At 71.4% G+C, this 22,415-nt stretch carries 20 protein-coding genes and 1 pseudogene; 14 read left to right on the top strand and 7 right to left on the bottom strand.

Annotated features, from left to right (window positions below; all coding sequences use genetic code 11):
* Positions 1–13: 13 nt before the first annotated feature.
* Positions 14–241, top strand: a pseudogene (locus ACFYOP_RS21505) (transposase family protein); the annotation flags it as partial.
* On the opposite strand, the gene ACFYOP_RS21510 reads toward ACFYOP_RS21505, so the two are convergent.
* Positions 233–910 (bottom strand): recombinase family protein, encoded by a 678-nt coding sequence (locus tag ACFYOP_RS21510; protein ID WP_356898826.1) that lies wholly within the window; start codon positions 908–910, stop codon positions 233–235. The pseudogene ACFYOP_RS21505 and the gene ACFYOP_RS21510 overlap by 9 nt on opposite strands.
* A 67-nt stretch (positions 911–977) precedes the next feature.
* On the bottom strand, positions 978–1,400 hold the full coding sequence (locus tag ACFYOP_RS21515; RefSeq protein ID WP_356898827.1) for a YjbQ family protein: 423 nt from the start codon (positions 1,398–1,400) through the stop codon (positions 978–980).
* 231 nt (positions 1,401–1,631) lie between these two features.
* Between ACFYOP_RS21515 and ACFYOP_RS21520 the strand changes: the two genes are divergently transcribed.
* Together ACFYOP_RS21520 and ACFYOP_RS21525 are read left to right on the top strand one after the other, a co-directional pair.
* Positions 1,632–2,063, top strand: coding sequence for a hypothetical protein (locus ACFYOP_RS21520; protein ID WP_356898828.1), 432 nt, complete (start codon positions 1,632–1,634; stop codon positions 2,061–2,063).
* A gap of 70 nt (positions 2,064–2,133) precedes the next feature.
* Entirely contained in the window at positions 2,134–3,231 is a 1,098-nt protein-coding gene (locus tag ACFYOP_RS21525; protein ID WP_356898829.1) for an NAD(P)-binding domain-containing protein, read from the top strand.
* A gap of 21 nt (positions 3,232–3,252) precedes the next feature.
* Here ACFYOP_RS21525 and mltG read toward each other — a convergent pair whose 3' ends face one another.
* On the bottom strand, positions 3,253–4,125 hold the full coding sequence (gene mltG / locus ACFYOP_RS21530) for an endolytic transglycosylase MltG (RefSeq protein WP_356898830.1): 873 nt from the start codon (positions 4,123–4,125) through the stop codon (positions 3,253–3,255).
* Between the two features lie 416 nt (positions 4,126–4,541).
* On the bottom strand, positions 4,542–6,350 hold the full coding sequence (locus tag ACFYOP_RS21535) for an ABC transporter ATP-binding protein (RefSeq protein ID WP_356898831.1): 1,809 nt from the start codon (positions 6,348–6,350) through the stop codon (positions 4,542–4,544).
* 91 nt (positions 6,351–6,441) lie between these two features.
* Between ACFYOP_RS21535 and ACFYOP_RS21540 the strand changes: the two genes are divergently transcribed.
* From ACFYOP_RS21540 to ACFYOP_RS21550, 3 genes are all read left to right on the top strand, one after another.
* Positions 6,442–6,888, top strand: coding sequence for a MarR family transcriptional regulator (locus tag ACFYOP_RS21540; protein WP_356898832.1), 447 nt, complete (start codon positions 6,442–6,444; stop codon positions 6,886–6,888).
* 186 nt (positions 6,889–7,074) lie between these two features.
* Positions 7,075–8,910: an ABC transporter ATP-binding protein gene (locus ACFYOP_RS21545; protein WP_356898833.1), complete on the top strand. Its 1,836-nt coding sequence runs from the start codon at positions 7,075–7,077 to the stop codon at positions 8,908–8,910.
* On the top strand, positions 8,907–10,688 hold the full coding sequence (locus tag ACFYOP_RS21550; RefSeq protein WP_356898834.1) for an ABC transporter ATP-binding protein: 1,782 nt from the start codon (positions 8,907–8,909) through the stop codon (positions 10,686–10,688). Before ACFYOP_RS21545 ends, ACFYOP_RS21550 begins: the two co-directional genes overlap by 4 nt.
* A 115-nt stretch (positions 10,689–10,803) precedes the next feature.
* Here ACFYOP_RS21550 and ACFYOP_RS21555 read toward each other — a convergent pair whose 3' ends face one another.
* Positions 10,804–11,595 carry a metal-dependent hydrolase gene (locus tag ACFYOP_RS21555; RefSeq protein ID WP_356898835.1) on the bottom strand — a complete coding sequence of 264 codons (792 nt, stop codon included), beginning with the start codon at positions 11,593–11,595 and terminating at the stop codon, positions 10,804–10,806.
* A 119-nt stretch (positions 11,596–11,714) separates the two neighbouring features.
* On the opposite strand from ACFYOP_RS21555, the gene ACFYOP_RS21560 reads away from it, so the two are divergent.
* The 4 genes from ACFYOP_RS21560 (at position 11,715) to ACFYOP_RS21575 (ending at position 15,995) form a co-directional block, all read left to right on the top strand.
* Complete coding sequence (locus tag ACFYOP_RS21560) at positions 11,715–14,228, top strand: DUF3516 domain-containing protein (RefSeq protein WP_356898837.1); 2,514 nt, start codon at positions 11,715–11,717, stop codon at positions 14,226–14,228.
* Between the two features lie 61 nt (positions 14,229–14,289).
* Positions 14,290–15,156 carry an acyl-CoA thioesterase II gene (locus tag ACFYOP_RS21565; RefSeq protein WP_356898838.1) on the top strand — a complete coding sequence of 289 codons (867 nt, stop codon included), beginning with the start codon at positions 14,290–14,292 and terminating at the stop codon, positions 15,154–15,156.
* A gap of 87 nt (positions 15,157–15,243) precedes the next feature.
* The gene (locus ACFYOP_RS21570; protein ID WP_356898839.1) at positions 15,244–15,729 is read left to right on the top strand and encodes a glutathione peroxidase; all 486 of its coding nucleotides are present in this window, start codon (positions 15,244–15,246) and stop codon (positions 15,727–15,729) included.
* Between the two features lie 53 nt (positions 15,730–15,782).
* The gene (locus tag ACFYOP_RS21575) at positions 15,783–15,995 is read left to right on the top strand and encodes a hypothetical protein (protein ID WP_356898840.1); all 213 of its coding nucleotides are present in this window, start codon (positions 15,783–15,785) and stop codon (positions 15,993–15,995) included.
* Positions 15,996–16,063: 68 nt separating this feature from the next.
* On the opposite strand, the gene ACFYOP_RS21580 is transcribed toward ACFYOP_RS21575, so the two are convergent.
* Positions 16,064–17,290 carry an acyl-CoA dehydrogenase family protein gene (locus ACFYOP_RS21580; protein ID WP_356898841.1) on the bottom strand — a complete coding sequence of 409 codons (1,227 nt, stop codon included), beginning with the start codon at positions 17,288–17,290 and terminating at the stop codon, positions 16,064–16,066.
* Positions 17,291–17,455: 165 nt separating this feature from the next.
* On the opposite strand from ACFYOP_RS21580, the gene ACFYOP_RS21585 reads away from it, so the two are divergent.
* Positions 17,456–18,091, top strand: a complete 636-nt coding sequence (locus ACFYOP_RS21585; protein WP_356898842.1) for a TetR family transcriptional regulator — start codon at positions 17,456–17,458, stop codon at positions 18,089–18,091.
* A 303-nt stretch (positions 18,092–18,394) separates the two neighbouring features.
* Here ACFYOP_RS21585 and def read toward each other — a convergent pair whose 3' ends face one another.
* Positions 18,395–18,958 (bottom strand): peptide deformylase, encoded by a 564-nt coding sequence (gene def / locus ACFYOP_RS21590; RefSeq protein ID WP_356898843.1) that lies wholly within the window; start codon positions 18,956–18,958, stop codon positions 18,395–18,397.
* Positions 18,959–19,107: 149 nt separating this feature from the next.
* On the opposite strand from def, the gene ACFYOP_RS21595 reads away from it, so the two are divergent.
* The 3 genes from ACFYOP_RS21595 (at position 19,108) to ACFYOP_RS21605 (ending at position 22,316) form a co-directional block, all read left to right on the top strand.
* The gene (locus tag ACFYOP_RS21595) at positions 19,108–20,346 is read left to right on the top strand and encodes a MurT ligase domain-containing protein (protein WP_356898844.1); all 1,239 of its coding nucleotides are present in this window, start codon (positions 19,108–19,110) and stop codon (positions 20,344–20,346) included.
* Positions 20,347–20,375: 29 nt separating this feature from the next.
* Positions 20,376–21,104: a glutamine amidotransferase gene (locus ACFYOP_RS21600; protein ID WP_356898845.1), complete on the top strand. Its 729-nt coding sequence runs from the start codon at positions 20,376–20,378 to the stop codon at positions 21,102–21,104.
* 186 nt (positions 21,105–21,290) lie between these two features.
* Positions 21,291–22,316, top strand: coding sequence for a 6-phosphofructokinase (locus tag ACFYOP_RS21605; protein ID WP_356898846.1), 1,026 nt, complete (start codon positions 21,291–21,293; stop codon positions 22,314–22,316).
* Positions 22,317–22,415 lie beyond the last annotated feature (99 nt).

A 22,415-nucleotide genomic window follows, 5' to 3' on the forward strand; every position in this document is an offset into this window, starting at 1 on the left:
ATGTCTCGGGCCACGTCCACCGGCCAGAGGAAGACGTCAGCCTGGCGCAAGGAGTCCGGAAACCCTCTCCGCCGGTCAGAAGGCCGTCAACCGGTCCCACGCGAAAATCCGCGCACTCGTCGAACAGGCCGTGGCCACCCTCAAAGCCTGGCGGCTCCTCCGCAGGCTCCGGTGCTCGACCACCCGCATCACCAGCCTCGTCCAGGCCGTCCTCGTCCTGCATCTGGCCAGCTCAGAGTGAGGATGGAAAAGGCTCACTGCTGCAGGTGACGCTTTCCGGATCGGCGAGGATGCGGCGGGCGATGTTCCGCAGCACTTCGGAGGCATGCGGATGCAGTTCGACCTGTTCGATCCTTCCTCCCATGACCTTCCGCACGTACTGGAAGCCGTACGACGGCTTGCCCTTCGGGCGGCCGGCGGCACGCGTCTTGACCGTGGCGTCACGGTTCCTGCGCTGGATCGCGCGCAGTTCCATCTGCGCACCCCAGGCTTCCATGGTGAAGCGGTTCTCGTCGGCGGGGTCGTCGAGGTTCCAGGCTCCGTCGTGCCCGTACGTGACGAGCACCTTCTTCTCGTCCCGCATCTTGTAGCCGGTGTTCAGGCAGTCGACGACGTTGCGGCCGAGCCGGTCCACCGCTGCCGCGACCAAGCCGTCGTACGGGCCCCTCTCGTCACGGAGCCACGGGCCCAGGCGGGGGCGGGTCACGGGATCCGTGGCGCCGGAGACCTCCCAGTCGTTCGCCCAGCCGATGATGTGGGCCCCGACGGCGGCGGCCGTGAGCACGTTCTCGCGCTGGCGCTCAGGCGAAGACGTCGCCAGCTTCACGCGTGACAGCCGCCGCACTCCGAGCAGGCACTTGCCACATCCGTCGTAGGGTCGTTCGATCGTGTTGAGGTCCGTACCGCGCATTTCTTCTCTCCGTTCGAGCGCGCATGGTACGGAGAAGCGGCGGCACGCCCCAGCTGAACGATCTTGGTCAGCCGAGGAAGCTCAGTCGAACCTGACGGTTGGCATTGTCTTTATTGGTGTCGACCAGACACACCGACTGCCAGGTGCCGAGCTCCAGCCGGCCGCCGATCACCGGGAGCGTCGCGTGCGGCGGGACCAGGGCCGGGAGGACGTGGTCCCGGCCGTGGCCGGGGCTGCCGTGGCGGTGCTGCCAGCGGTCGTCGGCCGGCAGGAGGGTGTGCAGCGCGGCCAGCAGGTCGTCGTCGCTGCCGGCGCCGGTCTCGATGACGGCGATGCCGGCTGTCGCGTGGGGGACGAAGACGTTGAGGAGTCCGTCCCCGCCGTTCGCGTTCTCCGCGAGGAAGCGCTCACAGGCGTCGGTCAGGTCGGTGACCGTCTCCTGTGATCCGGTGCCGACGGTCAGGGTCGTGGTGGTGAAGGTTCCGGACATGGCTCCATCCTCTCGTCCCCGGGCCACTCACTCGCGCCTACGCCACGCCCGGTACCGGCGTGCGGACGAGTCGCCGAGGACCGGTTCCGTGAGGTCGCCCGGGGCGCCTGTCGGTCCCGTGGCGCGGGAGCCGCCACACGGCCGGGCCCACTGGCGCCGCCATGGCGCGTCATGTTCAACTCTGCCTGCAGTACGGCCACTTGAGGCTCAACGACTCGAGCGTACGGGCACATGCTCTGGGACGGGTGGCGTGCAACGCAGCTCTGCGCGGTGCTGGCGGGCGCGGCCGTCTTCCTGATCCCGGCCGCCGCACTGGGGCTCGCCTACCCTGTCCTCCTCGCGTACCAGTTCACCTTCGGGCTGACCGCCACCGTCTGGGCGATCTCCATGACCACCACCCAGCAACTCGTCACTCCTGACGGCCTGCAGGGCCGCGTCGCCGGTTTCGTCCAGGCCGCTCTGATCAACACCGTGCCGATCGGCGCGCTGGCCGGCGGCGCACTCGCGGCCTGGCTCGGCAATGTGCCCGTCCTGACCGGATGCGCGGCGGTGGCACTGCTCGCGGCGGCCACCCTCTGGCTCCCCACCCGCCCGTCGGTCCGGCTCGAGGCAGACCCGGGCCCGGAACGCGGTGATGCCCGCGAGGCGGTGGGCTCCCCGTAGGGATCGAGACGGCACCAGGAGCGCACATCGCCACGGGAAGATCCAGGCAGCGTCCACTGTTGGTAGAAACGTGAACGACTTCGTGGCTCGGGAACGGGCGGCTCGGGAAGTGGACGTGGTGGTCGTCGGTGCGGGGCAGGCCGGGCTGTCCGCCGCGTACCACCTGCGGCGTGCCGGTCTGGCGCCGGACCGGGACTTCGTGGTGCTGGACCACTCCCCCGCCCCCGGCGGCGCCTGGCAGTTCCGCTGGCCCTCGCTGACGTACGGCAAGGTGCACGGCATGCACGCGCTGCCGGGCATGGAGCTGACCGGCGCCGACGACACGCGGCCCTCCTCCGAAGTGATCGGCGCCTACTTCGCCGCCTACGAGGAGCGCTTCGGCTTGCGCGTGCACCGGCCGGTCCGGGTCGCGGCGGTCCGCGAGGGGGACGGCGGACGGCTGACGGTCGAGACCTCGCAGGGGATCTGGTCTGCCCGCGCCCTGATCAACGCGACGGGAACCTGGGACCGTCCGTTCTGGCCGCGCTACCCGGGCCAGGAGACCTTCCGCGGACGTCAGTTGCACACCGCGGACTACCCGGGTCCGGCCGAGTTCGCCGGTCGGCGCGTGGTCGTCGTCGGCGGCGGGGCGTCCGGGACGCAGCATTTGATGGAGATCGCCGAGGTCGCGGCCGGGACGACCTGGGTGACCCGGCGGCCCCCGGTGTTCCGCGAAGGGCCGTTCGACGAGGACGCGGGCCGCGCGGCGGTCGCGCTGGTCGAGGAGCGCGTACGGCGCGGGCTGCCGCCGCGGAGCGTCGTGTCCGTCACGGGGCTGCCGCTGACCGACGCGGTCCGGCGGGCCCGTGGGTCCGGAGTGCTGGACCGGCTGCCGATGTTCGACCGGATCACACCGACGGGGGTCGCCTGGGACGACGGCCGGATCGTGGACGCCGATGTGATCCTCTGGGCGACGGGCTTCCGGCCGGTGATCGACCATCTCGCACCGCTGCGCCTGCGCGAGCCGGGCGGCGGCATCCGGGTGGAGGTCACCAGGGCCGTACGGGACGCCCGGGTGCACCTCGTCGGCTACGGGCCCTCGGCCTCGACGATCGGCGCCAACCGTGCCGGGCGGACCGCCGTACGGGAGATCCGCCGGCTGCTGGAGCGCGAACCGGCACTGGTCTGACGGGCGGCGGCGCGCGGCCCGTCAACCGCCCGCGGCACGCGACTCGGCGCGTACGGCGTTGAACTCCGCGACGTTCCGCTGGTGTTCCTCGTAGCTGCCGGTGAAGCGGGTGTCGCCGGGCCGCACGGTCACGAAGTAGAGCCAGTCGCCCGGCGGCGGGGCGACCGCGGCGTGCATCGCCTCCTCCCCCGGGTTGTCGATCGGGGTGGGCGGCAGCCCTTGGCGCTCGTAGGTGTTGTACGGGCTCTGCAGGCGGGTGTCGGCGGTCGTGGTGTCCAGGGTGCTGCGACCGAGCGCGTAGTTGATGGTCGCGTCCATCTGCAGCGGCATGCCCTGGGCGATCCGGTTGTGGATGACGCGGGCGACCTTGCCCATGTCGTCGGCGGTGTCGGCCTCGGCCTGCACGATGCTGGCGACGTTCACCGCCTCGTGCGGGCTCAGGCCGACGCGCCGGGCGCCGCCGGTGACGCGCTCGGTACCGAAGCGCTGCTTGGCGGTGTTGACCATGAAGCTGAGCAGGCTCACCGGGGTGGTCGTCCCGTCGACGACGGGATATGTGGCCGGGAAGAGATAGCCCTCCGGATTGCCCTTGGCGTCGGCCGGGAGGTTCAGCTTCGCCGTGCCGGCCACTTTCCCGGTGGTCCCGGCCGGGACTCCCAGCACCTTGTCGACGGCGGCGTAGACCTGCGTGGCGCGCCAGCCCTCGGGAATGACCAGCATCTTCGGGGGCGGCGGAGGCGGCGGGTCCTGCTTCCGCGGCTCGGGGGTCAGCAGCGGGACCAGGGCGGCGGCTGCCGCCAGTGCCAGGGCGCTCGTCAGCAGCACCAGCCGCCCACGGCGCGTCAGGCGGGGGCCGCGTCCGGACCGTCCGGGCGGCGAGGCCTCGTTCGTCATACGGGCACGCTAACCGGGACAGGTGCGCCGATCCGGGAGCCGACCGGCGGCGACACGGCACTCCAGCCCATCCGCCCTCTGACGAATGCCCACGCGAACAAACGAACGCTAGCGCGGCTGTTCGCCCGAATGTGTGGTCGTACCGCTTTCCGTCCCCCAACTCGCCCTGGAACCAAGATGCTTACGGTGCGCAAGCGACGGGCTGCAGACCGCGACCGCGCTGTCCCACACACAGAGCACCACGCATCAAGGAGAACGCACCACCATGAACTTCCTCACCGACCTGCTCGCCGGCATCGTCCACTTCGTCGGCTGGCTCGTCTGACGTTCGCCTCCACCGCGCGCCGCCGTTCCCCGTCCCACGGGAGCGGCGGCGCCGTCGTGTGCGGCGGTCCCCGCGGACACGCGCGCCCCGCTCAGGAGACGGCGGGGGCGAGCCGGGCGTCGCGGTGCACCAGGGCGGCATAGCGGCCGCCCCGGTCGAGGAGCTGCTGGTGGGTACCGCGCTCGACCATGCGCCCGCCGTCGAGCACGACGATCTGGTCCGCGTCCCTGACCGTGGAGAGCCGGTGGGCGATGGTGATGGTGGTGCGGCCGCGGGAGAGCGACTCGATGGCCTGCTGCACCGCGTGTTCCGTACGGGTGTCGAGGGCGCTGGTCGCCTCGTCGAGGATGAGGACCGGCGGGTCGCGCAGGATGGTACGGGCGATGGCGAGCCGCTGCTTCTCTCCGCCGGAGAAGCGGTGGCCCCGCTCGCCGACCAGAGTGTCGTACCCGTCCGGCAGAGCCGCGATGTGGTCGTGGATCTGCGCGGCACGGGCGGCGGCCTCGATCTCCTCGGCCGTGGCGTCCGGCTTGGCGAAGCGCAGATTGTCGGCGACGGAGGCATGGAAGAGGTACGTCTCCTGGGCGACGACCCCCACGGCCCGCGCGAGGGTCGCGAAGTCAAGCTCCCGCACGTCGACACCGTCGATGGTGACCCGGCCGCCGGTCACGTCGTACAGCCGGGGGACGAGGCAGCTGAGCGTGGACTTGCCGGAGCCGGTGGGGCCGACCACCGCGAGCGAGCCGCCGGCCGGGACCGTGAGGTCGATGCCGTCGAGGGTGGGCCGCTCCTGCGCCGGGTCGTAGGCGAAGTCGACCTTCTCGAAACGCACTTCGCCCCGGATCTTGTCGAGCGGCACGGGCCGTGCGGGCTCGGTGATGTCGACCGGGAGATCGAGGTACTCGAAGATCCGCTGGAAGAGGGCGAGCGAGGTCTGCATCTGCACGCCGGTGGAGAGCAGGCTCACCGCGGGCCTGAACAGGCCCTGCTGGAGCGAGACGAAGGCGACGAGCGTGCCGATGGAGATCGCGGGGCCGCCGGACTGGCTCGCGAAGCCCGCGGCCCAGTAGATCAGGGCGGGCATGGCGGCCATGACGATCCCGATCGTCGACATCCGCCAGCGGCCGGCCATGCTGGAGCGCACCTCGAGGTCGACGAGGCGCTCCGACTCCTCGGCGAAGGACCGGGTGAGGGAGTCGGCCCGGCCCATCGTGCGCCCGAGGAGGATGCCGCTCACGGACAGGGACTCGGTGACGGTGGCCGCCATGGCGGCCATCTGCTTCTGCCGCTGTGTGGTGATCCTCTTCCGCTCGCGGCCGACCCGGCGGCTGATCCAGACGAAAAGCGGCAGCAGGGCCAGCGAGACCACCGTGAGCCGCCAGTCCAGCGCCAGCATCGCGACGACGGTGGCCACGACCGCCGTGAGGTTGGAGACCAGCGAGGTGGCCGTGGAGGTCACGGTCGCCTGCATCCCGCCGATGTCGTTGGCGATGCGGGACTGGACCTCGCCGGTGCGCGTCCTGGTGAAGAAGGCGAGCGGCATCCGCTGCAGCTGGGCGTAGACCCCGGTGCGCAGGTCGTGCATGACGCGCTGGCCCACGGTCGTGGAGATGAACGTCTGGAGCACACCGAAGACGCTGGTCATCACGGCCGTGGCGATCATCCCGAGGGCCAGCAGGCTGAGCAGCCCGGTCCGCCCCTGCGGGATCGCGGTGTCGAGGATCTCGCGCAGCAGGAACGGCGAGGCGACGGAGACCAGCGAAGAGGCGCCGACGAGGAGGCCCACGACGGCGAGCCGACCCCGGTAGGGCCGGAACAGCCGCAGGATCCGCCGCACCTCGGCGGGCGGCTGGTCGGGGTCCTTGGCCGGTGGTGTCCAGGTGGTGTGTTCGGGCCGCAACGGTCTCCTCGGGCAGGGCGGTACGAGCATCGGGAGCCTAGCTCATTGTTACCTGTATTCACAATGAACAAGGTCCTGATATTGTTCCCGCATGAGCACCCCCGACGCCGACGGCCTGCTGGCCGAGCAGTTGCTCCGGCTGACCCGCCGGCTCCACCGCAGCCAGAAGCGCCAGCTCGAATCGGCCGACATAGCGATCACCCCCGCCCAGTCACGGCTGCTGCGCACGGTCGCGCACTACGACCGGCCGCCCCGGATGGCGGATCTGGCGGAGCGCCTCGAGGTGGTCCCCCGGGCCGTGACGAGTCTGGTCGACGGACTGGAGGCGGGGGGCAGGGTCCGCCGGGTCGCGGACCCGGCCAACCGAAGGGTGACCCGTATCGAGCTGACCGACACCGGCCGCGCCACGCTGCGCACCCTGCGGGACGCCCGCCGGGCGGCGGCGGAGGACGTGCTGGCCCCGCTCACTCCCGAGCAGCGCGAGGTGTTCGCCGGACTCCTCTCCACACTGGTCGACAGCCCGGGGCCGCACTGCTGACGGCGTCGCCGCCAGGCAGGCGGTTCCGGTGGCCGCAGACCGGGTCGGGAGGCGGACTCGGCGGCCCGCCGGATCCGGCCGGGAGGCACTCAAGAGGCCCCGTGCGGCCCGTAAATCGTTTGCTGCCGCCGGTGCCGGAGCGGGAGGCTGGCGAGTCTGTGCCACTCTCCGACGATCTGGGACATCATGCAGATTCGCGACCTTCCGTATGTCGATCCCGGTCTTCCGGACGTCCGGTCCGGACCGAAGTTCCTGCTGTGGCTCGGACGCAGTCAGCTGAAGGGCCAACTCCGCTCACTGTCCTGGGGGATGCTCCACTTCGTCTCCGTCATGGCACTGCCCTACGGGGTCGGCACGGCGGTCCAGGCCGTCGTGGACGGGTCCGGCGGCTCTCTCGCCGTGGCGGGCGGGATCCTCGCCGCCGCCGCGGTCTGCATCGCTCTCGGCGACACCATGCTGCACCGCACGGCCGTCACCAACTGGATCACCGCCGCCGCGCGGGTGCAGCAACTGCTCATCCGCAAGACCTCTGACCTCGGCTCCGCGCTCACCCGGCGGGTCGCCGCCGGTGAAGTGGTGGCGGTTTCCACCGGTGACGTGGAGAAGATCGGCTGGTTCGTGGAGGCGGTCTCCCGTTTCCTCGCCGCCGCGCTGACCGTCGTGGTCGTCTGCGTCGGTCTCGCGGTCTACCAGCCGGCCCTCGGCGTCATCGTCGCCGTCGGCGTTCCGGTGCTGGCCCTGGGGGTGCTGCCACTGCTCCCCCGGGCGACCGAACTCGCCGACGTCCAGCGGGAGAAGGCGGGCCGCGCGACCGAGCTGGCGTCCGACACCGTCGCCGGCCTGCGGGTCCTGCGCGGCATCGGCGGCGAAGAGCTCTTCCTGAAGCGCTACCGCCGCGCCTCGCAGGAGGTGCGCACGGCCGCCGTGCGCAGCGCCCGCATGTGGGCGGTCATCTCGGCGGTGCAGGTGCTGCTGCCGGGCCTGCTGCTGATCGCGGTCGTCTGGCACGGCCTCGGGCTCGTCCGGGACGGCCGGATCGCGGTCGGCGAACTGGTCACCGTCTACAGCGCGGTGATGCTGCTGAGCTATCCGCTGCGGCACTTCGAGGAGATCGCGATGGCGTACTCCTTCTCCCGTCCGTCGGCCCGGCGCGCGGCCCGCGTGCTCTCGCTCGAACGGAGCTCGGGCAGCGCCCAGGAGGCGAACGCCGTCGCCGTGGCGGACTCGGCGCTGACGGGCGACATGTACGACCCGGCCACCGGTCTGCTCGCCCCCGCCGGATCGCTCACCGCCGTCGTCTGCGGCGACCCGGACGCGGCGGGACAGCTCGCGGAACGGCTCGGCGGCCGTCCGACGGACCCGGACGGCCTGCCGTCCGTGCTCCTCGGCGGCGTCGCGCTGGACGACGTGCCGCTCGAACAGGCCCGCACGGCGGTGCTGGTCCAGGACAAGGACCCGGTGCTGCTCTCCGGCACCCTGGCGGAGCTGCTCGACGTACCGGCGTCCGGCGAGGTGGCGGCGGACCGGGCGCTGGCGGCGGCGGAGTGCGGCGACGTGCTCGACGCCCTGGCGCAGGCGTCGCTCGACGACGACCCCCTGAACGCGCCGATCACCGAGCGCGGCCGCTCGCTCTCCGGCGGCCAGCGCCAGCGGCTCGCACTCGTGCGCTCGCTGGTCACCGACCCGGAGGTGCTGGTCCTCGACGAGCCGACCTCGGCCGTCGACTCGCACACCGAGGCGAAGATCGCCGAAGGCGTGCGGAAGCTGCGCTCCGGCCGGACGACGGTCGTGTTCACGTCGTCGCCGCTGGTGCTCGACCGTGCGGAACGGGTCGTCCTGGTCCACGAGGGCAGGGCCGTGGCCGTCGGTACGCACCGTGACCTGCTGCACACCGAGCCCCGGTACCGCGCGGTCGTGACCCGCGAGACGGAGGCGGAGCAGCAGCTCGTCGGGGCCCAACGCGGAGCCCCGGAAGCCCCTTTCACCACGGCCGACACCGATGACATCGAGGAGACGGCATGATCGGCCTGGCGCCGCCGGAGTACGATCCGGCCGCCCTGCGCACGGCGACGACCCTGCCCGTGGGCTCGCCGGCGACCGTCCGGGCGTATGTGCGCGAGCTGCTGCGCCGGCACCGCCGGGCCTTCACGGTCCTGGTCGCGGTGAACACGGTCGCCGTCGTCGCCTCGATGGCGGGTCCCTGGCTGCTCGGCTCCCTCGTGGAGAAGGCCGCCGACGGTGCCCGCGACCTCCATCTGGAGCGCACTGTCGCGCTGTTCGCGGGGGCGCTCGTCGTCCAGGCCCTGTTCGTACGGCTGGTGCGGCTGCGCGGGGCGATGCTGGGCGAGCGGATGCTCGCGGATCTGCGCGAGGACTTCCTGGTCCGCTCCGTGGGGCTGCCTCCGGGCGTGCTGGAGCGGGCGGGCACGGGCGACCTGCTCTCCCGTATCACCACGGACATCGACCGCCTGGCCAACGCGATGCGCGAGGCCGTGCCGCAGCTGACGATCGGCGTCTTCTGGATCGTGCTGCTCCTCGGCGGGCTCACCGTGACCGCGCCGCCGCTGGCACCCGCCGTGCTGGTCGCCGTGCCGCTGCTGGTCGTCGGCTGCCGCTGGTACTTCAAGCGGGCGCCGTCGGCGTACCGCTCGGAGGCCGCCGGTTACGCGGCCGTGGCGGCGGTGCTCGCGGAGACGGTAGACGCGGGCCGCACCGTCGAGTCCCACCGGCTCGGGGCGCGCCGGGTGGCGCTCTCCGACCGGCGGATCAAGGAGTGGACCTCGTGGGAGCGCTACACGCTCTACCTGCGCTCGGTCCTGTTCCCCGTCATCAACCTCACCCACGCGACCGTGCTGGCGTCCGTGCTGATGATCGGCGGCGTGTTCGTGCTCCAGGGCTGGATCGGCATCGGCCAGCTCACCACCGGCGCGCTCATCTCCCAGATGATGGTCGACCCGGTGAACCTGATCCTGCGCTGGTACGACGAGCTGCAGGTGGCCCAGGTGTCCCTGGCACGCCTGGTGGGCGTGCGGGAGATCGAACCGGAGGCGGGCGACGAGCGGGTACGGCCAGACGGGCGCGACGTCCGAGCCGACGAGGTGCGCTTCGGGTACCGGGAGGGCGTCGACGTGCTCCACCGCGTCTCGATGGACGTGCCGCCCGGCACCCGGCTTGCCCTGGTCGGCCCGTCCGGCGCCGGCAAGTCCACCCTCGGCAGGCTGCTCGCGGGCATCTACGCCCCGCGCACGGGCCGGGTCACGCTCGGCGCCGCGGAGCTGTCCCGGATGCCGGCGGAACGGGTGCGGGAGCATGTCGCGCTCGTCAACCAGGAGCACCACGTGTTCGTCGGCTCGCTCCGCGACAACCTGCTGCTGGCGCGCGCGTCCGCCGGGGACGCGGAGCTGTGGGCGGCGCTCGGGGCGGTCGACGCCGACGGCTGGGCGCGGGCGCTGGACGACGGCCTGGAGACGGAGGTCGGCTCGGGCGGCACCGCCCTCTCCCCGGCCCAGGCCCAGCAGATCGCGCTGGCCCGCCTGGTGCTGGCGGACCCGCACACGCTCGTCCTGGACGAGGCCACCTCGCTCCTGGACCCGCGGGCGGCCCGCCACCTGGAGCGCTCGCTGTCGCGGGTGCTCGACGGCCGTACGGTCGTGGCGATCGCCCACCGCCTGCACACGGCGCACGACGCGGACGTGATCGCGGTGGTGGAGAACGGCCGGATCAGCGAGCTCGGCAGCCACGACGAGCTGGTGACGGCGGAGGGCGCGTACGCGGCGCTGTGGCGCTCCTGGCACGGCTAGGACGTGGCTCCGCGGCTCTCGGGCCGGCCCGGTCCCGGTCACGCCTTCCGGGCGGGGCCCGGTCCCGGTCACGTTGACGGGGAACCGGGGGCGTGACGCCCCCGCCCCCGCCCCCTCAGATGAAGTTCAGCGCCGCCGCTCCCCCCACGCCGCCCAGGACCATGAACGCCGGCATGAGGACCTTCAGCTCCACCCAGCTGCCGGCCCGGAAGCGCATCGGCTTCGGCGGGCCGATCGGGTACCAGCGCTTCTTGCCGAGCGGTATCGGCCACAGGATCGGGCAGCCCGAGACGGTCAGGGCGTCGCCGATGTCGTGGACGAGGGCGCCGAGGACGATCGGCAGGCCGAGCCACAGGTACTCCTGGCCGGGCGCGGCGAAGAGCCAGTCCGCGCCGTTGCCCGGCTTGTCCAGGACGCCCGCCAGGATCCACGCGCTGGTGGCGCCGAGCAGCCAGACCAGGATGTCGCTGGAGACCCGCGCGGCCCGCCACAGCAGGCCCTCGACGGCGAGCACCATGTGGACGAAGAGGATCGCGAGAACCGCCCACCGTCCGCCGAAGAGCGCCAGCGCGGAGGCGCCCGCCCCGATGAGGACGGCCCAGAGCCAGGTGTGCGTCAGGGTGCGGTGGCCGCCGGTGCGGCGGGGGTCGCCCTGTTTCTTCGTCGCCTTGTAGACCGCGTAGGACAGCTTGTCCACGATCTCGCACAACCCGCGCGACACGGGCCCGAAGGCCCGCGAGATCGTCGCCGCCTTGTGGTCGAGGTCGGGCGCCAGCGCCGCGCCCGCGCAGATCAGTGCTCCGACGACGAGGACGGGCCACGGCATCGGGTGACCGGCGGCGGCCGTCGCCGCGCCCACCCCCAGCCAGGCTGCCGCCCCGGACAGCGAGTGCGCCGGTCCCATCATGTGTGTTCCGCCCCATTGCTCTTGTTCCGAACCCAAGTTGACAGGGCAGCGTATCGGTCGTGATCTTGCGGCTCTCGCCCGGTTCCCGGATCGGGGGTACGGGCAGGCAAGATGGGGGTGTGACCCTTATCGATCAGCTCCCGCCGACCGCCGACCCCGATGCTCTCTTCGACGCCTTCTCCTCATGGGCGCAGGGACAGGGCATCACGCTCTATCCGGCTCAGGAGGAGGCGCTGATCGAGGTGGTCTCGGGGGCGAACGTGATCCTGTCCACCCCCACCGGTTCCGGAAAGAGCCTGGTCGCGGCCGCCGCGCACTTCGCGGCTCTCGCCAATGACCAGGTCACCTTCTACACCGCGCCGATCAAGGCGCTGGTCTCGGAGAAGTTCTTCGACCTGTGCAAGCTGTTCGGCACGGAGAACGTGGGCATGCTGACGGGCGACGCGTCCGTGAACGCGGACGCCCCCGTGATCTGCTGCACCGCCGAGGTGCTGGCCTCGATCGCCCTGCGGGACGGCAAGCACGCCGACGTCGGCCAGGTCGTGATGGACGAGTTCCACTTCTACGCGGAGCCGGACCGCGGCTGGGCGTGGCAGATCCCGATCCTGGAACTGCCGCAGGCGCAGTTCGTCCTCATGTCGGCGACGCTCGGCGACGTGTCGATGTTCGAGAAGGACCTTCACCGCCGCACCGGCCGCCCCACGTCCGTGGTCCGCTCGGCGACCCGTCCGGTGCCGCTGTCGTACGAGTACCGGCTGACACCGATCACCGAGACGATCACCGAACTGCTCGAGACCAAGCAGGCTCCGGTGTACATCGTGCACTTCACGCAGGCGCAGGCGGTGGAGCGGGCGCAGTCGCTGATGAGCATCAACATGTGCTCGCGCGAGGAGAAGGACCAGATCGCCGAGCTGATCGGCAACTTCCGCTTCACCACCAAGTTCGGCAAGAACCTGTCCCGCTACGTGCGGCACGGTATCGGCGTGCACCACGCGGGCATGCTGCCCAAGTACCGCCGGCTGGTCGAGAAGCTCGCGCAGGCGGGTCTGCTGAAGGTCATCTGCGGCACGGACACCCTCGGCGTCGGCGTCAACGTCCCCATTCGTACGGTGCTGTTCACGGCGCTGACCAAGTACGACGGCACCCGGGTGCGGACCCTGCGGGCACGCGAGTTCCACCAGATCGCCGGCCGCGCGGGCCGTGCGGGCTTCGACACGGCGGGCCTGGTCGTCGCGCAGGCGCCCGAGCACGTCGTGGAGAACGAGAAGGCGCTCGCGAAGGCCGGCGACGACCCGAAGAAGCGCCGCAAGGTGGTCAGGAAGAAGGCTCCGGAGGGTTTCGTCGGCTGGTCGGACACCACGTTCGAGAAGCTGATCGGGTCCGAGCCGGAGCCGCTCACCTCGCGCTTCCGGGTCACCAACATCATGCTGCTGTCGGTGATCGCCCGGCCGGGCGACGCGTTCAAGGCCATGCGCCATCTGCTCGAGGACAACCACGAGCCGCGCAAGGCGCAGCTGCGTCATATCCGCCGGGCGATCGCGATCTACCGTTCACTGCTGGACGGCGGAGTGGTGGAGCAGTTGGACGAGCCGGACGCGGAGGGCCGTACGGTCCGGCTCACCGTCGACCTCCAGCAGGACTTCGCGCTGAACCAGCCGCTGTCGACGTTCGCCCTGGCCGCCTTCGACCTGCTGGACCCGGAGTCCCCGTCGTACGCGCTGGACATGGTCTCGGTCGTCGAGTCGACGCTGGACGATCCGCGCCAGATCCTCGCCGCCATGCAGAACAAGGCGCGCGGCGAGGCGGTCGGCAGGATGAAGGCGGACGGCGTCGAGTACGAGGAGCGCATGGAGCGGCTCCAGGACATCTCGTACCCGAAGCCGCTGGAGGAGCTGCTGTGGCACGCGTACAACGTCTACAAGAAGTCGCACCCGTGGGTCGGTGACCACCCGGTCTCGCCGAAGTCCGTGATCCGTGACATGTACGAACGGGCGATGACGTTCACGGAGTTCACGTCCTGGTACGAGCTGGCCCGCACCGAGGGCATCGTGCTGCGCTATCTGGCGAGCGCGTACAAGGCGCTCGACCACACCATCCCGGACGACCTGAAGACGGAGGACCTGGAGGACCTGATCGCCTGGCTGGGCGAGATGGTGCGCCAGGTGGACTCCAGTCTGCTGGACGAGTGGGAGCAGCTGGCCAACCCGGAGGTGGAGACCGCCGAGGAGGCGCAGGAGAAGGCCGACCAGGTCAAGCCGGTCACGGCGAACTCCCGCGCGTTCCGGGTGCTGGTCCGCAACGCGATGTTCCGTCGGGTGGAGCTGGCCGCGCTCGACCAGGTCGGCGAACTGGGCGCGATGGACGCCGAGTCGGGCTGGGACGAGGACGCCTGGGGCGAGGCCATGGACGCGTACTGGGACGAGTACGACGACCTGGGCACCGGCCCCGACGCCCGCGGGCCGAAGCTCCTGTCGATCGAGGAGGACCCGGCGCACGGCCTGTGGCGTGTGCGCCAGACCTTCGCCGACCCGAACGACGACCATGACTGGGGTATCAGCGCGGAGGTCGACCTGGCAGCCTCCGACGAGGAGGGCCGGGCGGTCGTCCGGGTCACCTCCGTGGGACAGCTCTGACAGCTCTGACAGCCCCGACGGCTGTGACAGCTCTGAGACTCTGACAGCGAGAGGACCGAGAATGACGAATCCGGCGGAGCGTCTGGTCGATCTGCTCGACCTGGAGCAGATCGAGGTCAACATCTTCCGGGGGCTCAGCCCGAACGAGTCGCTGCAGCGGGTCTTCGGCGGCCAGGTGGCCGGCCAGGCGCTGGTCGCGGCGGGGCGGACCACGGACGGTGAGCGTCCCGTGCACTCGCTGCACGCGTACTTCCTGCGGCCCGGCCGCCCCGGGGTGCCGATCGTGTACCAGGTCGAACGGGTGCGGGACGGCCGCTCGTTCACCACCCGCCGGGTCACGGCCGTGCAGGAGGGACGGACCATCTTCAATCTGACGGCGTCCTTCCACCGTCCCGAGCCCGGCAGCATCGAGCACCAGCTGCCGCCGCGGCTCGACTTCCCGGACCCCGGGTCGCTGCCCACCGTGGCGACGGAGATCCGCGAGCATCTCGGCGCGCTGCCGGAGGCGCTGGAGCGGATGGCCCGCCGGCAGCCGTTCGACATCCGTTACGTCGACCGGCTGCGCTGGACGGCGGACGAGATCAAGGACGCGGACCCGCGCAGCGCGGTCTGGATGCGCGCGGTGGGCCCGCTGGGCGACGACCCGCTGGTGCACACCTGCGCGCTGACCTACGCGAGCGACATGACCCTGCTGGACGCGGTGCGCATCCCGATCGAGCCGCTGTGGGGTCCCCGGGGCTTCGACATGGCCTCGCTGGACCACGCGATGTGGTTCCACCGTCCGTTCCGGGCCGACGAGTGGTTCCTCTACGATCAGGAGTCGCCCATCTCGACCGGCGGCCGCGGCCTCGCCCGGGGCCGGATCTACGACCGTGAGGGCCGGCTGCTGGTGTCCGTGGTGCAGGAGGGCCTGTTCCGGCCGGTGTAGCCGGCCGGCGTGCCCGGCGCCCGGGAAGGCCGCCAGGCCCGGCGATGTTGTGCGACAAGACCCCCGTGTCCCCTCTGAGGAGCTCCGATGACCCTGTACGACATACCGCTGCGCACCCTGTCCGGCGAGCCGACGTCCCTCGCCGACTACCAAGGCCGTACGGTCCTGGTGGTCAACGTGGCCTCCAAGTGCGGGCTGACGCCGCAGTACGCGGGTCTGGAGCAGTTGCAGAAGGAGTACGGCGACCGGGGCTTCACGGTGCTGGGCGTGCCCTGCAACCAGTTCGGGGGCCAGGAGCCGGGCAGCGCGGAGGAGATCGCCACGTTCTGTTCGGCGACGTACGGGGTGTCCTTCCCGCTGCTGGAGAAGTCGGACGTGAACGGCGAGACCCGGCACCCGCTGTACGTGGAGCTGACGAAGGTCGCGGACGCGGAGGGCGAAGCGGGCGACGTGCAGTGGAACTTCGAGAAGTTCCTGATCTCCCCGCGGGGCGAGGTCACCCGCTTCCGCCCCGGCACGGAGCCCGGTTCCCCGCAGATCGTGTCGGCGATCGAGGCGCTCCTGTTCGCCTGACATCCGCCTGCGTCGCGGGGAGCGATGCGGGGGCCGATTTCCCAGGGGGCGTTGTGGGAGGGTTCCGCAAGAGCGAGGGCGCGTGGCCCGTCGGTGCGGGCATCGTGGGCGGGCTGCTGGGGCCGGCGCTCGGGGTCTGGTCGGCGTACGAGTCGTTCGTCCTCGGCATCGTGCTGGCGCTGGTGGTGACTCCGGTGCTGTTCAAGGTCGGATTCGTCGTCCTGCTGTTGCCGGCCCTGCTGATCGGGAAACTGACCCGCCGCTGAGGCGGGCCGTACGAAGGCTCCGGCCCGCCGCTGAGGCGGGCCGGAGCCTTCGACGTGGTCCGGGCGGGTCAGCGGATGGGCATGCCCGACAGGGTGCGGGCGATCACCAGGCGCTGGATCTCGCTGGTGCCCTCGAAGATCGTGTAGATGGCGGCGTCGCGGTGCATCCGCTCCACCGGGTACTCGCGGGTGTAGCCGTTGCCGCCGAGGATCTGGATGGCCTGGGCGGTGACCTTCTTGGCGGTCTCGCTGGCGAACAGCTTGGACATGGAGCCCTCGGCGGAGGTGAACTGCTTGCCGGTGGTCGCCATCCAGGAGGCGCGCCACACCAGGAGCCGCGCGGCGTCGATCTGCGTGCGCATGTCGGCGAGTTGGAAGGCGATGCCCTGGTTGTCGATGATCGGGCGGCCGAACTGCTCGCGGGTCCTGGCGTAGTCGAGCGCGACCTCGTACGCGGCGCGGGCGGTGCCGACGGCCATGGCGCCGACGGCCGGGCGGGATGCCTCGAACGTGGCCATCGCGGCGTTCTTCACGCGCTCGCCGCCCTGCTTGGCCTTCTCCCGGGCGCGTGCGAGGCGCTCGTCCAGCTTCTCCTTTCCGCCGAGGAGACAGCCGCCGGGGACGCGGACGTCCTCGAGGACGACCTCTGCGGTGTGGGAGGCGCGGATGCCGTGCTTCTTGAACTTCTGGCCCTGGGACAGGCCGGGGGTGTCCGGCGGGACGATGAACGAGGCGTGGCCCTTGGAGCCCAGCTCGGCGTCGACGACCGCCACGACGACATGGACATTGGCGATGCCGCCGTTGGTCGCCCAGGTCTTGGTGCCGTTCAGCACCCATTCGTCCTTGGCCTCGTCGTAGACGGCGCGGGTGCGCATGGAGGCGACGTCGGAGCCGGCGTCCGGCTCGGAGGAGCAGAAGGCGGCGACCTTGACATCGTTGGCATCGCCGTACATCTGCGGGATCCAGGTGCCGATCTGCTCCTCGGTGCCGTTGGCGAGGACGCCGACGGCGGCGAGGCCGGTGCCGACGATCGACAGCGCGATGCCGGCGTCCCCCCAGAACAGCTCCTCCATCGCCATGGGGATGCCGAGGCCGGTGGGGTCGAAGAACTGCTGGGCGTAGAAGTCGAGGGAATAGATTCCGAGCTTGGCCGCTTCCTGGATCACCGGCCACGGGGTCTCCTCACGCTCGTCCCACTCGGCGGCGGCGGGGCGCATGACGTCCCTGGCGAATCCGTTCAACCAGTCACGGACCTGCTTCTGGTCGTCGTTGAGATCGAGCGTGAACTCGGTCATGTCCCCTCCAGCGCTGCGGCGATGACGTGCATGTTACCTGCGGTAACGGAAGTGTGTTACCGACTGGTAGCCCCTGTCAACCGGCCATGGCCCGATCAGGTGTGCGTACGGGCAGAGTGTTACGTTGCGCAGGCGTCACGCAATCATCCGGGCGGGGAGAAGCACATGGAGACCACACAACAGCAGCGGTCGGCAAACCAGCGGCGCCGGGAACTCCTGGAAGCCGCCGACCGGGTGGTGCTCCGGGACGGCCCCCACGCCTCCATGAACGCCATCGCCGCCGAGGCCGGCATCACCAAGCCCATCCTCTACCGGCACTTCGGCGACAAGAGCGGGCTCTACCGGGCGCTGGCCAAGCGCCACACCGACGCGCTGCTGAGGGCCCTTCAGGGGGCCGTCGACGCGGACGTCGACCGCCGCGAGCGGGTCGCGGTCACGCTCGACACGTATCTCGCCGCGATCGAGGCCCGCCCTCAGGTGTACCGCTTCCTGATGCACCCGGCGGAGGACAGCCACTCCTCAGAGGCGGGCTTCGACGTGGGCCGCCACTCGGCCCCGCTCCTGCGCCGCCTCGGCGAGGAACTCGGCAACGTGATCGCCGAACGCGTCGACCTGGGCCCCACGGGCGACCTCGTGGCCCGCGTCTGGGGCCACGGCATCGTCGGCATGATGCACGCGGCGGGCGACTGGTGGCTGGGCGAACGCCCTTGCTCACGCGCGGAGTTGGTGGAAAGCCTGACGGACCTTCTGTGCGGCCGCCTCTTCGTGGTCAAGGACCGCGTGGGAGGCCCCGGCTTCTGACACACGTCCGGCCGGTGGGCGCCGCGCCTCAATGGCCGGCGGGGCTGGAACTCGCTGGTCTTGTCGGGGCTCCGCCCCGAACCCCGCGCCTCAATCTCCCCCTACGACCGCCAGGCCGTAGGGGGAGATTGAGGCCGCCGCGCGAAGCGCGGTACCGGGCACGGGCGGAGCCCGGCCCGCCGCCCGGGGGGCACGGGGTCCGGGGCTTGCCCCCACGCGGCGGAGCCGCACATCGGTACAGCGGGAAGGGGCGGTAGGGGAACAAGCCCGCCGCAGGCGCCGCACCCGCCCCGCAACGCAACGTCACAGCAGCCGCGCCACCCGCTCCCCCGTCGCCCACGGCGCCTTCCGTGCCGCCCGCCCCAGCCGGGCCCGGCGGCGGCGCGGCAGGCGGTCCGCGTAGACCAGGCCCTGCAGGTGGTCGTACTCGTGCTGCAGGCAGCGCGCGAAGAAGCCCGTGCCCTCCACCCGGACCGCCTCGCCGGTGAGGGTCAGGCCCTCGACCACCGCACGGTCGTGGCGCTCCGTGCCCGCCTCCAGACCCGGCAGGGACAGGCAGCCCTCGGGGCCGCGGACGATGACGCCGTCCGCGGCCACCAGACGGGGGTTGACGAGGTGTCCGAGGTGGCGGACGTCCTCGTCGTCTGGGCAGTCGTAGACGAAGACCTGGAGCCCGACACCGACCTGATTCGCGGCGAGACCGACACCCTGCGCCGCGTACATCGTCGCGAACAGGTCCTCGACGAGTTCCGCGAGAGCGGGACCGAAGTCTGTGACGGGCTCGCAGGGCGCGTGCAGGACCGGGTCCGCGAGCAGGCTCATGGGCCTGACGCGTCCGGTACTGCCTGGGATCGACCGGTTTCGCATGGCGCCCAGCGTACGTTCCCCGTATGGTCCCCGTACCCCGCGCTCGGTTTCCCCCGTGACCTCCACGTTTCCCGACGGTGCCGCGGTACGGGCGGCCCGCCGGAGCTGGATAGGCTGAGTCCGGACCGACGCAAGGAGGATCAAGGACGATGTCAGGCAACTCGGAGCCCCTGACGCCGCGAGCCAAGCTGGCCGTGACGGCGGGCAAGGCCGCAGCAGCGGTGTCCCGCGCCGCCGGGCGAGGCAGCGGATCGGTGATCGGCGGCCGGGTGGCGCTCAAGCTCGACCCCGATCTGCTGAAGAGGCTGGCGCAGCACCTGGACGTGGTCCTCGTCTCTGCGACCAACGGCAAGACCACGACGACCCGGCTCATCGCGGAGGCGCTGCGCGCCAGCGGCCCGGTCGTGTCGAACGCGCTCGGCGCGAACATGCCCGCGGGCATCACCTCGGCGCTGGCCGGCGGCTCTGACGCCCGGTTCGGTGTGATCGAGGTCGACGAGAAGTACCTCGCCGGTGTGGCGAGGGATGTGACACCGAAGGCCATCGCGCTGCTGAACCTCTCGCGCGACCAGCTGGACCGCGCGGCGGAGACCCGGATGCTGGCCGAGAAGTGGCGTGAGGGCCTGTCCGGTTCGAAGGCGATGATCATCGCGAACGCGGACGACCCGCTCGTGGTGTGGGCCGCCTCCTCCTCGCCCAACGTGGTGTGGGTGGCCGCCGGCCAGGAGTGGAAGGACGACGCCTGGTCCTGCCCGTCCTGCGGCGGTGTGATGCAGCGCCCCGGCGACGACTGGTTCTGCGCCGAGTGCGGTTTCCGCCGCCCCGCCCCGAGCTGGGTGCTCAGCGGTGACCACGTCATCGACCCGCACGGTTCGGCGTGGCCGATCCACCTCCAGCTGCCGGGCCGCGCCAACAAGGCCAACGCCGCCACCTCCGCCGCCGTGGCCGCGAGCTTCGGCGTGCCGCCGCAGGTCGCCCTGGAGCGCATGTACCAGGTGCAGGCAGTGGCCGGACGGTACGACGTGGTGTCCTTCCTCGGCCGCGACGTGCGGCTGCTGCTGGCGAAGAACCCGGCCGGCTGGCTGGAGACGTTCTCGCTGATCGACCCGCCGCCGACGCCGGTGATCCTTTCCGTGAACGCCCGCGGCGCGGACGGCACGGACACCTCCTGGCTGTGGGACGTCGACTACACCCGGCTCGCCGGGCACCCGATCATGGTGATCGGCGACCGCAGGCTGGACCTCGCGGTCCGGCTCGAGGTCGCGGGGCTGGACTTCCGGGTGTGCGAGTCGGTCGACGAGGCGGTGCAGAGCGCCCCGCCCGGCCGGATCGAGCTGATCGCCAACTACACCGCCTTCCAGGACGTGCGCCGCCGCGTCGGCAACTGACGGCGGACGGACGAAGAGGACTGATGAGAATGAGTGACAGCAGCCTGCGTCTGGTGTGGGTCTACCCGGATCTGCTCAGCACCTACGGCGACCAGGGCAACGCCCTCGTCGTCGAGCGCCGTGCCCGGCAGCGCGGCCTCGATGTGATGCGGATCGACGTGCGCAGCGATCAGCCGGTGCCGACGTCCGGCGACATCTATCTGATCGGCGGCGGCGAGGACCGTCCGCAGCGGCTCGCGGCGGAGCGGCTGCGCCGCGACGGCGGTCTGAGCCGGGCGGCGTCGAACGGCGCCATCATCTTCTCGGTGTGCGCGGGCTACCAGATCCTCGGCCACGAGTTCATCAACGACCTCGGTGAGCGCGAGCCCGGTCTCGGGCTGATCGACGTGGTCTCCACCCGCGGCGAGGGCGAGCGCTGCGTCGGCGACGTACTGGCGGACATCGACCCGCAGTTGGGCCTGCCGCAGCTGACGGGCTTCGAGAACCACCAGGGCATCACCCATCTCGGCCCGTCGGCCCGCCCGTTCGCCCGTACCGTCCTCGGCCGGGGCAACGGCACGGGGGACGGCACGGAGGGCGCGTACAACGAGACCGTCTTCGGCACGTACATGCACGGCCCGGTCATGGCCCGCAACCCGCAGATCGCCGATCTGCTGCTGAAGCTGGCCCTCGACGTGAACGCGCTGCCGCCGACCGACGACCGGTGGTACGAGGCGCTGCGCGCGGAGCGGATCACGGCCGCGACGCAGCCCGCCTGACGGTCTTTCCGCTCACCCGAGCACCCATTCCGCGGCCTCCTCGCTCAACTGAGCGAGCAGGCCGCGGCGCGGTCCCACCAGGCGGACGCCCGTTTCGGAACCTCCACCGTGCGCCGGTAGGGTGACACGGAACCGACCGGACGACGTGGTCCGGGAGTCCGCCCACGTTGTAAAGGTTTTCGGGCAATGCGCATTGGTGTGCTCACTTCCGGCGGCGACTGCCCCGGTCTGAACGCTGTCATCCGTTCCGTCGTGCACCGCGCCGTAGTCGACCACGGTGACGAGGTCATCGGCTTCCACGACGGCTGGAAGGGCCTCCTGGAGTGCGACTACCGCAAGCTCGACCTCGACGCGGTGGGCGGCATCCTCGCCCGCGGCGGCACCATCCTCGGCTCTTCCCGGGTCCAGCCCGCGCATCTGCGCGACGGCGTGGAGCGGGCCAGGGGCCACGTGGCCGACCTCGGCCTGGACGCCATCATCCCGATCGGCGGTGAGGGCACCCTCAAGGCGGCCCGGCTGCTCTCCGACAGCGGGCTTCCGATCGTCGGCGTCCCCAAGACGATCGACAACGACATCTCCTCCACGGACGTCACCTTCGGCTTCGACACGGCCGTCGGCGTGGCCACGGAGGCGCTGGACCGGCTGAAGACGACCGCCGAGTCGCACCAGCGGGTCCTGATCGTCGAGGTCATGGGCCGGCACACCGGCTGGATCGCGCTGCACTCGGGCATGGCGGCCGGCGCGCACGCGATCGTGGTGCCGGAGCGCCCGTTCGACATCGCGGAGCTGACGAAGCGCGTCGGCGCCCGGTTCGAGGCCGGCAAGCGGTTCGCGATCGTGGTCGTCGCCGAGGGCGCCAAGCCCCGCGAGGGCACGATGCGGTGGGACGAGGGCGGCAAGGACGTCTACGGCCACGAGCGCTTCGCGGGTGTGGCCCGCCAGCTCTCCGTCGAGCTGGAGGAGCGGCTCGGCAAGGAGGCCCGCCCGGTGATCCTCGGCCACGTCCAGCGCGGCGGCACGCCCACGGCCTACGACCGGGTGCTGGCGACCCGGTTCGGGTGGCACGCGGTGGAGGCCGCGCACCGCGGCGAGTTCGGCATGATGACCGCGCTGCGCGGCACCGACATCACGATGGTGCCGCTCGCCGAGGCCACCCAGACGCTGAAGACGGTGCCCGAGGACCGGTACGAAGAGGCCGAGACGGTCCTCTGATCCGCCCGCGGGTCCGCCCGGATCCGTACGAACCGCCCCCGGTCGCAGTCGCGGCCGGGGGCGGTTCTACTCTGGTGCGAGCAAGCGGACAACCCGCGC

The sequence above is a fragment of the Streptomyces sp. NPDC006294 genome, assembly GCF_042870895.1.
Taxonomy (GTDB): domain Bacteria; phylum Actinomycetota; class Actinomycetes; order Streptomycetales; family Streptomycetaceae; genus Streptomyces.

Bases quoted from the DNA above. Each gene is read 5' to 3' on its own strand.
- def (WP_356898843.1), bottom strand. From the start codon at position 18,958: ATGCGAAACCGGTCGATCCCAGGCAGTACCGGACGCGTCAGGCCCATG.
- ACFYOP_RS21550 (WP_356898834.1), top strand. From the start codon at position 8,907: ATGATCGGCCTGGCGCCGCCGGAGTACGATCCGGCCGCCCTGCGCACG.
- ACFYOP_RS21540 (WP_356898832.1), top strand. From the start codon at position 6,442: ATGAGCACCCCCGACGCCGACGGCCTGCTGGCCGAGCAGTTGCTCCGG.
- ACFYOP_RS21605 (WP_356898846.1), top strand. From the start codon at position 21,291: ATGCGCATTGGTGTGCTCACTTCCGGCGGCGACTGCCCCGGTCTGAAC.
- ACFYOP_RS21510 (WP_356898826.1), bottom strand. From the start codon at position 910: ATGCGCGGTACGGACCTCAACACGATCGAACGACCCTACGACGGATGT.
- ACFYOP_RS21585 (WP_356898842.1), top strand. From the start codon at position 17,456: ATGGAGACCACACAACAGCAGCGGTCGGCAAACCAGCGGCGCCGGGAA.
- ACFYOP_RS21565 (WP_356898838.1), top strand. From the start codon at position 14,290: ATGACGAATCCGGCGGAGCGTCTGGTCGATCTGCTCGACCTGGAGCAG.
- mltG (WP_356898830.1), bottom strand. From the start codon at position 4,125: ATGACGAACGAGGCCTCGCCGCCCGGACGGTCCGGACGCGGCCCCCGC.
- ACFYOP_RS21545 (WP_356898833.1), top strand. From the start codon at position 7,075: ATGCAGATTCGCGACCTTCCGTATGTCGATCCCGGTCTTCCGGACGTC.
- ACFYOP_RS21570 (WP_356898839.1), top strand. From the start codon at position 15,244: ATGACCCTGTACGACATACCGCTGCGCACCCTGTCCGGCGAGCCGACG.
- ACFYOP_RS21595 (WP_356898844.1), top strand. From the start codon at position 19,108: ATGTCAGGCAACTCGGAGCCCCTGACGCCGCGAGCCAAGCTGGCCGTG.
- ACFYOP_RS21520 (WP_356898828.1), top strand. From the start codon at position 1,632: ATGCTCTGGGACGGGTGGCGTGCAACGCAGCTCTGCGCGGTGCTGGCG.
- ACFYOP_RS21515 (WP_356898827.1), bottom strand. From the start codon at position 1,400: ATGTCCGGAACCTTCACCACCACGACCCTGACCGTCGGCACCGGATCA.
- ACFYOP_RS21600 (WP_356898845.1), top strand. From the start codon at position 20,376: ATGAGTGACAGCAGCCTGCGTCTGGTGTGGGTCTACCCGGATCTGCTC.
- ACFYOP_RS21555 (WP_356898835.1), bottom strand. From the start codon at position 11,595: ATGATGGGACCGGCGCACTCGCTGTCCGGGGCGGCAGCCTGGCTGGGG.
- ACFYOP_RS21580 (WP_356898841.1), bottom strand. From the start codon at position 17,290: ATGACCGAGTTCACGCTCGATCTCAACGACGACCAGAAGCAGGTCCGT.